Below are 12,961 nucleotides of genomic sequence, written 5' to 3' on the forward strand. Positions count from 1 at the left end.
CGAGGCGATCGAGATAGTCGAGCAGCTTCACCTCGCTGCGAACCAGCCTCTCACGCTCGGGCATCGGCAGATCGGCGAGCGGGTCCCAAAGGTCTTCGTTCCGCGGCACGAACACCATGGCACCGGAGTATTCACGGCAGGTCGAGCACCACGTCAAGCCGACGCAGCGCTCGTAGAACCTGTCGGAGGGCGCGTAGAAGCGGTACCGGTAGGAGAGGATCTCGCCGGCACAGGCGACGGTGTCTCCACCACGTACCCCGTGAACCATGCTGACCTTTGACCATGCCCACCTGGCGGACCTGTGCCCCATGGCCTTGATCTTTCCCGGCCCCCAGCCCAAGCCACCATCCCGATCTGCCAGTGATGATCACGCACTCGCAACGCGAGCCGCTCCTCGCGGACGTGTGCGGGGATGACAAGGGCTCCTGTGCGTGCATAACGTGCACTCGATGATCCGACCCGCGTTCCTGGACGCCGCCGAGAGCGCCATGGTCCTGTTGCGCGATCCGATGCTGGCCACGCAATGGTCCGCACCGAGCGCACTGCCGGACTTCTCCACCGGTGGCCTCGCCCGCCATCTGGCCAACCAGGTCACTCAGACCGTGACGTTCCTCGCTGCGCCGCCAGGAAAATCGGCGATCCCGGTGTTGGAGCACTTCACCGGCAACGCCTGGGTGACCTCAGGCGTGGACGGTTCCGACAACATCGACATCCGGCGCCGCAGCGAGCAGACATCTGCAGCGACGACCCCCAGCGAGCTGGCGGATTCGGTCGAAGCGGCATTGATCGAGCTGCGTGCCGCTGTGGTAGCGCAACCAGCTGACCGCATCGTGGACCTCGGCGACTGGGGCTTGAAGGTCGACGACTTCCTGCTGACCCGGGTCATGGAACTGGTCGTGCACACCGACGACCTGGCAGTCAGCCTCGGCTTGCCGACGCCCCCGATGCCGCAGACAGCGACTGAAGCGACGATCCGGCTGCTGAGCAGCCTCGCGGCCTGGCGACACGGTTCTTTGAACGTGATACGCGCGCTAGCTCGGCAAGAACGGGCGCCCACCTCCATCGCCGCTTTCTAGCCGGTGGACTGTCACACGGTGAGGTTGGGCTGGGCACACCACGCACCACCGGAACCATCGTGCTACGACTACGCGTCATGAACGCGAACACTCACCCGGATCTCGCCGACCTTCGAGCCGCCTTCCTGGTGGACGACGCCGGTGAGTCGGCTCTGGGCTGGCCAGGCGTGTACGCCTTCGAAGCTGAGCATGGGATCGTGCTGCCGGAGCCGTACCGAACCTTCGTCGCGGAGATCACCGACGGGTCGTTTTCCGGGCCACCGGACTTCGGTCTTCTCGGGGTAGCCGAGATGCCCGATGACTGGGGCGACGACCGGCCGGTGCGCGAGTTGGCGGCTCCGTTCCCGCTGACCGAGGCGTGGCTGTGGGAGGAGGACTCCCGGCCGTCGGAGGAGATCGAGCCGCTGCTCGATGCCGTCTTCGACCATGGCTCGATCGTGCTCGGAACAGACGGCTGTGGGATGTACTGGCATCTCGTCGTGACCGGACCGCATCGCGGGCACATCTGGAACATCAGCGGTGAGGGGGCGATGCCCTTCGGGGCGGAGTTCGGCCACACCACCGGGGCGTCGGGGTTCGTCGGGTGGGTTCGGCACTGGGCGGCCGGCAAGCCATGGTTCGACGCTGCCTGATCGGTCCCTGTCGTCAGCGCCGGCAGCCTCCTCAAAGCCGACGACAGGCAAGATGGATCGATGGCGACGATAAGACCGTTCGACAGCGCCGACGCGCCAGCCGTGGCGGCCCTCATCGAACGCTGCCTGCGTGAGGTCAACAGTCGCGACTATCCGAGCGAGGTCATCGAGCGGATGTGCGACCACTTCACCGAGCAACGCATCACGGAACTCGCGATCCAACGACAGATGGTCGTCGCAGAGGATGACGGGATCGTCGGCACCGTCTCCCGCGACGGCAACAAGGTCTACACCATGTTCGTGCACCCTCGTGTCGCCCGTCGCGGCATAGGGCGGCTCCTCATGCGCCACGTCGAGGAGCTGGCGACAATCGACGGCTACGACCACATGGAAACCGGAGCGAGCATCACAGGGCACGACTTCTACCGCCGGCTCGGCTACATCGACGTCCGCTCCACCGAGACGGAGTTCGGCCTCAACTACATCCTGCGCCGCAGTCTGCCCTGACGATCGTCGAGGGGCCGCCGACGCCGCATCGTTGACACTGTGGGCGGGCGAGATCGATCTCGCCCGCCCACTACCGTGGCGCGTCTCCTCGGGTGCCTACGGTGCCTTCCGTACCGTCAACTTCTGGTAGTCGGCGGCGTGGGGCTGGTAGGTCGGGTTGCCGGAGTAGGCGACGTGGACCCGGTAGGCCCCAGGCCGCAGATCGGCGGTTGGCAGTTCGACGACGGCCTTACCGTGCGCCAGTGGCACGACGTGCTCGGTGCCACCGAAGGTGACGGTGACCTCGCCGGTCGGGGTCGGAGCGTGCTGCTTCGGCCCGCCCGCCGGCTCGACGGTCACGTTCAACCTGAACGTGTCCCCGCGGACAACCGACGCCGGCGTGGCCTTCGCCTTGACCTTGACGGCGGCCGGTCCGGAGGGCACCTCGAACGACGCCGTACCCTCCGACGCCTTCAGGTAGTCGATGCCGAGGTATTCGGCCTTGACCGTCCGGGCACCCGCGGGCAGACCCGTCGGCAGCGTGACGGTCGCCGCGCCGTCGCTCAGGTGGGCGAGCTTCGACCACGAGCCGATGCTGACCCGTACCTGACCACCGGTCTCGAACCCGTCAGCTGCCGTGACCGTCACTGTGGCAGTGGTCGTCTGGGCCCCGCTCGCGTACGGCGCGACAGCCACCTCGGTGGTGGTCGTGACGTCGCTGTTCGGGATTCCGCGGATGTCGTTCCACTCGCGGACGGTCAGCGGGATCACGGTGCCGTGACGCGGACGGACGACACCCGCGTTGGTCATCGTGATCGCCTTGGCGTTCCACGTCGGAGCCTCGATGTTCTCGTGACACGCGGCCTGGTACCCGCCACCGTTCGTGTACCGGTCACCCCAGAGGTAGAACTGGCCGGGGCAGGCGGTGTCACCGGGATTGGCCTTGAAGATGACCGGTCCCTCGTACCCCTGGTTGGCGACCCACGTCGTGCGCCCCAGAGCCGGCGCGACCAACGTCCAGTTGTCGATGTTGCTGTCCAGGAAGTCGGTGTGCTTCTCCGAGAAGATGTCCGAGCCCTGGTTGCCGGCCTCGTTCTTGGTCACCCGGTAGTAGTGGTCACCGACCCGGATCGCGGTCGTGTCGATGCGCGACAGCGGGGCCGGATCCTGCCAGACCCGGGGAGCGGAGAATGTCTTGAAGTCCCGTGTTGTGGCGTACCACATCTGCGCGTTGCCCTGACCGGTGCGGTTCACGGGGTCGTTCCACAGCGACTGGGCCCAGAACACGACGTAGGCGCCGAGCTCCTCGACCCACAGCGACTCCGGTGCGAAGGCGTTGCCCGCGTTGTCGGGCGCGACCTTCACGTGCCGCTGAGGGGTCCAGTTCACCAGATCGTGCGACTCGAACACCTCGATGTACTGGGTGTCGTTGATGGCGTACCCGCCCTGGTCGTACCAGTTCAGGTCGGTGGCGATCATGTAGAACGTGTCGCCGTCGGGGGAGCGGACGATGTGCGGGTCACGAAGCCCCTGGTCGCCCAGCTGGGAGATGAGTGACGGCCGACCTCCGGTCAGACCGGTCCAGTCCAGAGCGGTGTTTCCGTTGGACGTGGCGAACATGATCTGCTCGCCGTCGGCGATTCCCTCTCCCTTGAAGTACCCCATGAAGTACCGCTCGTACTCCTCCGAGCGCGGCATGGCGGTGATGGTCACCGGGAACGACTTCTTCTGTGACGCCTTACCCTTGGTGATGGTCGCCGTCAGGGTGGCGGCGACATCCGCACGGCCGAAGGCCGGGCGGCTGACCTCGCCCGTCGGGGTGACGAGGCCCGTGGTCGACTTCCAGGTGATCGTGGATCCGAACTCGCCCTTGGCGGCGAGGTCGAGGTTTCCGCGTACGCCGTCGGTAGCGTCCAGGGCCAGGTCGAAGGCGTCGCGGTCCACCGACTGCGCATCGTCGAATTCGGCCTTCACCACCACGGGGATCTCCCGTGTGACGACCTGCTGGGCACCCTTGCGGACAGTCGCCGTGAGCGTGGCCGTCGCATCGGGCTGTCCCTGTGCGGGCCGGGTGATCCTGCCGGTCACCGCGACCTTGCGCGCGCTGGGGACGGCCGGCGGGGTGTTGACCTCGACGACCGACGGGTCCGAACTCGTCCACGTGATGGCCGAGCCCGCCACGGACCCCACCTTGGGCAGAACGAGGTCGCGTACGACGGCACTGGTCCGGCCGAGGTCGACGGCCGCGGCGTCGGCGCGAACGCCGTCGGAGACCGTCTTCTCTGCCAGGGCGAGCGTCTCGTCGAGGCTCACTGCCCGGTCGTACACGCGGAAGTCACGGATCGTTCCGCGGAACGAGTAGTGGCCCGATGTCTGCGAGCGACCGAGGAAGTTGCAGTTGGTCCCCGCGGCGTTCACCGACGGCGCCGTGGTCAGGTTCGTCGACGTCGCGTGCAGCACACCGTCGAGGTAGACCCTGCCGGTCCAGCTCGTTCCGTCCGAGTTCAGTGACTGGGTGTAGGTGACATGAGTCCATGCTCCCTCGAGCATGCGGACCCGGTTCTGTTGGAGGTTCGTCGGACCTACCGCGACGCGGAATCGCTGGGTGTTCGACGCGAAGATGGAGCCCTCGGCGCCGGTGTCGACGTCACACGAGCCGGACTTACGGCCGAAACCCCACATCTGGTGCTCGCCCACGTTCGCCGGGTCGACCCACACGTCGTAGTCCACGGTGAGGTTGGACATGCCGGCGGTGATGTCGTTCGGCAGCGCCACGTATGCGCCGTCGAGGGCGCTCTCGTAGGAGTCGGGGTTGAACCTGACTCCTTCGCCGGTCAAGGCCGCCTTCTCGGGATTCACGAGCGTGGCGTTCGCCGCCGCGCCCGCGCTACCCGAGTTGACCAACGTCGTCCCACTGGTCTCGTCGAGGGCGAAGTGGTGCACCAGGCCTTCGGTGAGCTGTTCCTCGGCAGCGTACGAGGGCGTTGGCGCGATCGAGACCGAAAGAAGCGCACCCAGTGCCAGGACCGCGACACCTCTACCCTTCCGACTCCGCCTGGGACGTGGTCTTGGCTGTCGCAGTCTCAATTGATCCTCCTTGACCGGGACGGACTTCACTCCAAACTGGACGGGCTTGTTAACGCTAACTACGGGGTGCTGCCGGGTCAACGCGGTGCGTCGCGGCCCGAGCCCCACGAAGGCCCGCGGTTGATGTGGCCCCAACCGGTCGGCCCGTCGGGTTCGCGACGGGTGCGTCCCCGTGCCAGCGCGGACGCACCCGAAGCGCCAGTGGCGTGGTGTCACGATCACGTGTGACGTGGTGTCACTGGTCGTTCGCCGGTGAGCACCGAATACTGGGGTCGTTACCGCACGATCGCCGCGTCCCACCCGCGTCGATCGCGGCGGTCGTGCGGGCGCTCAGCGCGTAGGCGCTGGTCCAGTCCGCCGTGGCCGACCTGTTGGCCAGCCGATTCGGCGCAGGTCACGGCCTACGAGACTCGCTACCTTGATCCACCGGATGCGCCGTCGCGCTCGGGAGTTGGACGGTGCTTCGTCGGACCCTGCCAGGGTGCGGCGGTTGTAGAGGCGACCGGCAAGCCGAGGGCGCGACCGATAACCAGGAAGGACCCGCCCATGACCGCGTCGGCGATCGAGAAGCCCGACTTCACCGGTTTGCGCGCGATGTACATCAACTGCAGCCTCAACCGTTCCCCCGGGCGTAGCCACACCCAGGGGGTGATCGATCGCAGTGTGGCGATCATGGAGGCGAACGGGGTCGCCGTAGACCAGATTCGCGCCGTCGACCACGACATCGCCACCGGCGTCCGACCCGATATGACCGAGTACGGGTGGGACACCGACGAATGGCCCGCGCTGCTGACCCGGGTGCTCGCAGCCGACATCCTGGTCATCGGCGGGCCGATCTGGCTCGGCGACAACAGCTCGGTGACCCGTCGGGTGATCGAGCGGCTCTACGGCTACTCCGGCGTGCTCAACGAGCAGGGCCAGTACGCTTACTACGGTCGGGTCGCAGGATGCCTGCTCACCGGCAACGAGGATGGCCTGAAGCACTGCGCGATGAGCATTCTCTACAGCTTGCAGCACATCGGCTTCGCCGTCCCGCCCCAGGCGGACGCGGGTTGGCTCGGCGAGGTCGGCCCCGGGCCGTCCTACCTCGACGAGGGCTCCGGCGGGCCGGAGAACGACTTCACCAACCGCAATACCGCGTTCATGACCTACAACCTGCTCCACCTCGCGTCGATGATGCGCCGCACTGGTGGATTTCCGGCCTACGGCAACCAGCGCGCGGCCTGGGAGGCAGGACTTCATCCGGACGCCGCCAACCCCGAGTACCGCTGACGCGACGACCGGCCACGACAACGACTTCTGTCACCCTCTGGTGACAGCACCAAGGATGTGAGTAGCGATGACGAGCCTGGCAACGACGACCTGGCCGAGCCTTCGGGTCTCGGACTGGACCGCCACCCGCGACACAGTGCACATGTGGACCCAGATCGTGGGCAAGATCCGCATGGCGCACGCTCCGTTTCTCAACCATTGGTGGCAGGTGAGCCTGTACGTGAGCCCGCGCGGGTTGACGACGTCCGCCATCCCGTACGGCACGGGAGCCTTCGAGATCGAGTTCGACTTCCTCGGCCATCGGCTCGACGTGCGCACCAGCGACGGCGGCGCGCGGAGCTTCGCGCTCCGGCCGATGCCGGTCGCCGAGTTCTACTCGCGGATCATGGCCATGCTCGACGAGCTCGGGATCGAGGCACCGATCCGGCCGTACCCCAACGAGGTCGACCCGGCGATCCCGTTCGCTGAGGACCACGAACACGCCTCCTACGACGGAGATGCGGCCGCCCTGTTCTGGCGACAGCTGTTGCAGGCGAATCGGGTGATCGGCGAGTTCCGCTCGCATTTCGTGGGCAAGGTCAGTCCGGTGCACTTCTTCTGGGGTGGGATGGACCTCGCCTGCACCCGCTTCTCCGGCCGGTCGGCCCCGCCGCACCCCGGGGGCGTGCCCAACTGCGGGGACTGGGTCATGGTCGAGGGCTACTCCCGCGAACTGTCCAGCTGCGGATTCTGGCCGGGTGGCGGCGAGGAGGGCGCCTTCTACTCGTACGCCTACCCGGCACCCGACGGGTTCGCCGAGCGGCAGATCGGTCCCGAAGGCGCCTACTACAGTTCCGAATTCCAGCAGTTCCTCCTGCCCTACGAGGCCGCCCGTGCCGCACCGGACCCCGACCGCGCGGTCGCCGAATTCCTCCGCACCACCTACGAGGCCGCCGCCGACCTGGGGAACTGGGACCGCTCCGCGTTGGAGGACGACCCCCTCCGGTGGCACCGTTCTCCTGCTTGAGGAGGCCGACAATCGTGAATGTGGCGCGCTGAGCGGAGGCCCGGGGACGCGCTCACGGCATGGTGAAGTCGGCGAAATCGAAGCCGGGACTCACCACGCAACTGACGAGTACGTGCCGGTCGCCCGCCGGTCTCGCCGACTGCCACTCGCCTGCCGGGACCAGGATCTGCGGGCACTCGGCACTCAGGATCATCGGTTGACTGCCCCTACCGACCGTCAGCGCCAGCGGTCCACCCGAGTGCCAGAACCAGATCTCGTCCGACCGCACGGTGTGCCAGGCCGACGAGTCACCTGGCTCGAGAAGAAAGAGGATCGCCGTCGCGGCGGCACGGCGGCCCGGGTAGCCATCGGGCTCGAACGTGACAGCGGACCGGTAGGTCTCCCTGAACCACCCACCTTCGGGGTGCGGCTGCAGATCGAATTGTTCGGCAAGAGGCGGACGTACGGTCATGAGGGGCCACTGTAGTGGCCGGCGAGACGTCAGGCATCGCGCTGCGCCGAAGCGTCACCGCTTGCCGGCCACCACCTCTGCTCGACGTTAGGACGTCACGCGTCGGGTCCGGTCTCCGGTCCAGGCCGCGTCGAGGATCGCGGTCAGGCTGGCGGTGTCGGTCGGGCCCGGATGGTTCTGGATCAGGCGGGTGACGCCACTGGCCATCTCCGCGAAGCGCGGAAGGTCGGCGCGTGCCACGCCGATGTCCGCCAGGGTGGGAGGGATGCCGATGTCGGCGAGGAGCCCGTCGAGCCAGGTGAGGAACGTGTCTGCGGCCTCGGCATCCGAGGCGCCGGTCACGTCGAGCCCGCACACCCCGGCGAGGACGGCCAACCGGTCGCCGATGGCGTCTTTGGCCGCGTCCAGCGCGTAGGGCAGGAGCAGCCCGACGCCCAGGCCGTGCGGCGTGTGGGTGGCTGCGCCGATGGGGTACTGGAGAGCGTGCGGGGCCGCGTTGCCCGCGTGGGAGAAGGCGAGCCCGGCCAGCATGGACCCATAGGACATGTCCGCGCGGGCGTCCGTGTCGCCTCCGTCCCTGACCGCACGACGCAGGCTACGGGCGATCCGCTCCGCGGCCAGGAGCGCGTAGTGGTCGGTGATCGGGTTGCGGCCGAGGAACACCTGCTCCACCGGGTCGCGAGGGCCGTGGGCACGGGGTCGCGCGGTGTAGCTCTCCACCGCGTGACAGAACGCGTCGATGCCGGAGTGGGCGGTGACGGTCGCCGGGCAGGTGTACGTGAGTTCGGGGTCGACGATGGCGAAGTCGGGCACGATGTGGACGCTGGACACCCCCACCTTCAGCGCGCGGTCCGGGTCGGTCAACACCGAGACGGGTGTGAGCTCGGAGCCGGTGCCGGACGTCGTCGGGACCGCGACGAGCGGAATCGTCGGCCCCGGGACCTTCGACTCGCCGTAGAAGTCGCGGGGCGTCCCACCGTGGCGTCGGATGACGCCGACGATTTTGGCGAGGTCGATCACCGTGCCACCCCCGATGGCGAGGATCACGTCGGCGTCCACCTCGGCGGCGACCGAGACCGCCAGGTCGACGTCGGTGAGTGGCACGTCCGGGGTCGCGTCGGAGAACACCTCGACGACAGCGACCTTCTTCCGTACGGCGGCCACGATGTCGGCCACGCCCGGCTGTCCCAGAAGAACCTGGTCGGTCACGATGAGGACTCGCGACCCGCTCTCGGCCACCACTCGTGGGATGTTCTGAGCGACCCCTTCGCCCACTATCAGCTGGCGTGGTCCGCGGACGGTCTCAAGCATGTCGGTGCCTCTCCGGAACGTCGGCGGTGATGTGCTGGGCGGGCGCCCGGAGCAGCAGTCCGATCACGGTAGGTCGATCGCCGCGTAGGTGAGGTCGAGGTACTCGAGGATGCCCTCGTGCGACCCCTCCTTGCCGATCCCGGACTGCTTCACGCCTCCGAACGGAGCTGACGGGTCCGATATGAGACCACGGTTGATGCCGACCATCCCCGTCTCGAGCCCTTCGACGAACCGGAGCGCCCGCTGGAGGTCACTGGTGAAGACGTATCCGACCAGGCCGTGCTCGGTGTCGTTGGCCTTCGCCATCACCTCGTCGTCGGACGTGAACGAGATGATCGGCGCCACCGGGCCGAAGATCTCCGTCTCCAGCATCCGCGCGTCTTCGGGTACGTCGACGAGGACGGTGGGCGGGTAGAAGTGGCCCGGCCCATCCGGACGCTCGCCCCCCACCAGGACCCGGGCGCCGCGATCGACCGCGTCGGCGACCAGTTCGGCGATCGTGGTGACCGAGGCCTCGTCGATCAACGCCCCGACGTCCACGCCGTCGTCGAGACCATGGCCCACCGACAGCGCGGCCATCCGCTCGGCGAAGCGCGCCGTGAACTCCTCCCGCACCGGCTCCTCGACGTAGATCCGGTTGGCCGCGATGCAGGACTCCCCGATGTTGCGCATCTTGGCCACCATCGCACCGTCGAGCGCGACGTCGAGGTCAGCGTCGGCACACACGATCAAGGCCGCGTTGCCGCCCAGTTCCATTGAGGTACGCAGCACGTTGTCCGCAGCCTGTCGGAGCAGCACGCGCCCGACCTCGGTCGACCCGGTGAACGAGAGCTTGCGGGTCCGACTGTCGGCGAGCAGGGCGGAGACCACAGTGCCGGAACGCTTGGTGGTCACCACGTTGACGACCCCCGGGGGAACGCCGACCTCCTCCATGATGCGGGCCAGCAACAGCATGGTGAGTGGGGTCTGGCCTGCTGGCTTGGTGATCGTCGTGCAGCCCGCGGCCAGCGCGGGGGCGATCTTGCGGGCGCCCATGGCCAACGGAAAGTTCCAGGGCGTCACGAAGACGCACGGTCCGACCGGCTTCGGCACGGTGAGGATGCGATATCCGCCTGCGGGAGCGGCGCTGTACCGCCCCTCGACGCGCACCGCCTCCTCTGCGAACCATCGGAAGAACTCGGCACCGTAGGCCACCTCTGCCCGAGCCTCGGCGAGCGGCTTGCCCATCTCGAGCGTTATCAGCCGGGCGATCTCCTCGGATCGCTCGGTCAGTGCCCGGTACGTCGCGGTCAACAACTCCGACCGTTTCCGCGGCGGGGTGGCAGCCCACCCCGCCATTGCCTTGCTCGCCGCGTCCAGAGCCGCGAGCCCGTCAACGACGTCGGCGTCCGCCACCTCGGCGATGGTCTTGCCGGTGGCCGGGTCCTCGACGGCGAAGGTGGCTCCGCTTGCGGCGTCGCGCCAGGCGTCGCCGATCCGGAGCCGCCGGTGCTCGGGGGCCAGGACGTCCATCGGGTCACTCATTGCGCCGCCTCCTGGTGATCTTCTTGATGATGGGCAGGGCGACGCCCCGCCCATCGGCCGCCTTCTCGGGCCACCTGCGGGCGCATGGTGCCGTCGCCGCCCAGCGCGGTTAACGCCCAGCCTTGGACAGCGACAGCCCGGTGTCCGCGTCGAACAGGTGCGCACGGTCCAGGTCGACGGTGACCTGCAGCCGCTCGCCGGGCGTACCGGTGACGGTGGGTCGTGCCTTCACCTTGATGATCTCCGTCCCCACTCGGACGTCGACCACCGTGCGGTCACCGAGCGGCTCAAGCCCGTAGAGCTCGCCCGACAACGACGCGTCCCCGCGCTGCTCGACGGACAGGTCCTCCGCTCGCAGGCCCAGCAGCAGAGCACGCCCGTCCTCAGCCGTGGTCCAGCGGGGTCGCGGCAGTGTCCAGCCTGCCGCACCGACCAGACGATCTCCCTCGGCGTGGCAGGCGAGCAGGCTGATCGGGGGACTCCCGACGAATCCTGCGACCCACTGGTTGGCCGGACGTTCGTACACCTCGGTTGGCGTCCCGACCTGTTGCACAGTCCCGTCCTTGAGGACCGCGACCTGATCGGCCATGGACAGGGCCTCGACCTGGTCGTTGGTCACGTAGACGAAGGTCGCCCCGAGGCTCCGGTGGATGCGGGTGAGCTCGGTGCGCATCTCGACGCGGAGCTTGAGGTCGAGGTTCGTCAGCGGCTCGTCCATGAGAAACGCGCGCGGGCTACGGACCAGTGCCCGGGCCAGGGCAACGCGCTGCATCTCACCGCCCGACAGCTGCGCGGGACGACGTTGCAGCAGACGTTCGATGTGCAGCAGGCTCGACATCCGCTCGACGGCGGCGGCGATCTCGTCCGAAGAGCAGCGGCGGGCCCGCAGCGGCGAGGCGATGTTCTCGTACACCGTGTGTCGCGGGTAGAGGGCGTAGTTCTGGAAGACCATGGCCAGGTCGCGTGCGGCCGGGGCGTCACCGGTCGCGTCCCTGCCGTCCAGACGCACCGACCCGGCGTCTAGCTTCTCTAGGCCGGCGATCGCGCGCAGGGTCGTCGTCTTGCCTGCTCCGGAGGGCCCGAGCACCACGAAGAACGAGCCGTCGGGCACGTCCAGCGTCACCCCGTCCAGGGCCTGGACCTTGCCGAAGGACTTGCGCAGCCCGTTCGCTGCCACGGTTCCCATCAGGCCACCAGTTCTTCCGTGCGCAGGTCGTAGACGGCCGGGGTCCCGCCGGTGTGTCGCAGCCCGACCGTTGCGTCAGCGTCGAAACGGACGGTCGGTGGCATCCGAACCCGTACGTCGCGCTGGCCGTTGTGGTCGACCACGTAGATGATCTCGTCGCCCAGCCACTCCGCCGAGACCACGCGGGCCGGGACGGAATGTTCCGCCCCTGGTGCGGTGACCTCCAGCGCCTCCGGTCGGACGCCGGCAACCAGGTCACGGTCGCGCGGCAGATCCGCCGGCGGCGTGAGGACCAGCCCGCCCTGACCGCGCAGCTTCCCGTCAGCCACCTCGACCTCGATCAGGTTCATCGGCGGGGAGCCGATGAAGGCGGCGCAGAACAGACTCGCCGGACGGTCGTAGACCTCCAGGGGCGTGCCGATCTGCTCGACACGGCCCTTGTTGAGGATGGCGATCCGGTGACCGAGCGACATAGCCTCGACCTGGTCATGGGTGACGTAGACCATCGTCGCCCCCATCTCTCCCTGCAGGTGCTTGATCTCCGTGCGCATGTCCGCCCTCAGCTCCGCGTCCAGATTGGTGAGGGGTTCGTCCATGAGGAATGCGCGCGGTCGTCGCACCAGGGCGCGAGCGAGCGCAACGCGCTGCTGCTCCCCGCCGGACAGTTGGCGCGGTCGCCGGTCCAGGAGCGGACCGAGCCGCATCAGCCGGGCGGCCTCGGCGACCCGTTCCTGCACCTCCGACTTGGGCAGCCCTTCGGCCCGCAGTGGAAACGCCAGGTTGTCGCGGGTCTTCAGGTGCGGGTAGAGAGCGTAGAACTGGAACACCATGGCGATGTCACGCTCGGCGGGCGGCAGGTCGTTGACCAGCGTGTCACCGATGCGGATGTCGCCGGTCGTCTGCCTCTCCAGGCCGGCGATGGCCCGCAGC

The 12,961-nt window shown here is 68.1% G+C and carries 12 protein-coding genes; 5 read left to right on the forward strand and 7 right to left on the reverse strand.

The genetic code is table 11. The annotated features are described in order from the left end of the window. The coding region (locus ACWCO3_RS21975; protein ID WP_450011733.1) for a hypothetical protein at positions 1-268 on the reverse strand (268 nt) is incomplete at its 3' end. 181 nt (positions 269-449) lie between these two features. Here ACWCO3_RS21975 and ACWCO3_RS21980 point away from each other — a divergent pair. The 3 genes from ACWCO3_RS21980 to ACWCO3_RS21990 all read left to right on the forward strand — a co-directional run bounded on the left by ACWCO3_RS21980 (position 450) and on the right by ACWCO3_RS21990 (position 2,215). Beyond that, on the forward strand, positions 450-1,076 hold the full coding sequence (locus ACWCO3_RS21980) for a maleylpyruvate isomerase N-terminal domain-containing protein (RefSeq protein ID WP_450011735.1): 627 nt from the start codon (positions 450-452) through the stop codon (positions 1,074-1,076). A gap of 77 nt (positions 1,077-1,153) precedes the next feature. After that, complete coding sequence (locus ACWCO3_RS21985; RefSeq protein ID WP_145780073.1) at positions 1,154-1,708, forward strand: SMI1/KNR4 family protein; 555 nt, start codon at positions 1,154-1,156, stop codon at positions 1,706-1,708. A gap of 60 nt (positions 1,709-1,768) precedes the next feature. After that, complete coding sequence (locus ACWCO3_RS21990; RefSeq protein WP_145780074.1) at positions 1,769-2,215, forward strand: GNAT family N-acetyltransferase; 447 nt, start codon at positions 1,769-1,771, stop codon at positions 2,213-2,215. A gap of 96 nt (positions 2,216-2,311) precedes the next feature. Here ACWCO3_RS21990 and ACWCO3_RS21995 read toward each other — a convergent pair whose 3' ends face one another. After that, a complete protein-coding gene (locus ACWCO3_RS21995) occupies positions 2,312-5,137 on the reverse strand; it encodes an immunoglobulin-like domain-containing protein (RefSeq protein ID WP_450011738.1) in 2,826 nt (941 codons plus the stop codon). A gap of 690 nt (positions 5,138-5,827) precedes the next feature. Here ACWCO3_RS21995 and ACWCO3_RS22000 point away from each other — a divergent pair. Together ACWCO3_RS22000 and ACWCO3_RS22005 are read left to right on the forward strand one after the other, a co-directional pair. Then, complete coding sequence (locus tag ACWCO3_RS22000; RefSeq protein WP_355022199.1) at positions 5,828-6,553, forward strand: flavodoxin family protein; 726 nt, start codon at positions 5,828-5,830, stop codon at positions 6,551-6,553. 67 nt (positions 6,554-6,620) lie between these two features. After that, the gene (locus ACWCO3_RS22005) at positions 6,621-7,559 is read left to right on the forward strand and encodes a DUF5996 family protein (RefSeq protein WP_145780077.1); all 939 of its coding nucleotides are present in this window, start codon (positions 6,621-6,623) and stop codon (positions 7,557-7,559) included. Between the two features lie 52 nt (positions 7,560-7,611). On the opposite strand, the gene ACWCO3_RS22010 is transcribed toward ACWCO3_RS22005, so the two are convergent. The 5 genes from ACWCO3_RS22010 to ACWCO3_RS22030 all read right to left on the reverse strand — a co-directional run. Then, entirely contained in the window at positions 7,612-8,010 is a 399-nt protein-coding gene (locus ACWCO3_RS22010) for a cupin domain-containing protein (protein WP_357928861.1), read from the reverse strand. An 87-nt stretch (positions 8,011-8,097) separates the two neighbouring features. After that, complete coding sequence (locus ACWCO3_RS22015; protein ID WP_357928858.1) at positions 8,098-9,321, reverse strand: iron-containing alcohol dehydrogenase; 1,224 nt, start codon at positions 9,319-9,321, stop codon at positions 8,098-8,100. Between the two features lie 63 nt (positions 9,322-9,384). Further along, complete coding sequence (locus ACWCO3_RS22020; RefSeq protein WP_450011742.1) at positions 9,385-10,845, reverse strand: NAD-dependent succinate-semialdehyde dehydrogenase; 1,461 nt, start codon at positions 10,843-10,845, stop codon at positions 9,385-9,387. A gap of 109 nt (positions 10,846-10,954) precedes the next feature. Continuing rightward, entirely contained in the window at positions 10,955-12,031 is a 1,077-nt protein-coding gene (locus ACWCO3_RS22025; RefSeq protein ID WP_145780081.1) for an ABC transporter ATP-binding protein, read from the reverse strand. Further along, on the reverse strand, positions 12,031-12,961 hold a 931-nt coding region (locus tag ACWCO3_RS22030), incomplete at its 5' end, for an ABC transporter ATP-binding protein (RefSeq protein ID WP_450011744.1). The genes ACWCO3_RS22025 and ACWCO3_RS22030, both read right to left, overlap by 1 nt.

It is taken from the genome of Micromonospora sp. NPDC002411, from assembly GCF_053592955.1.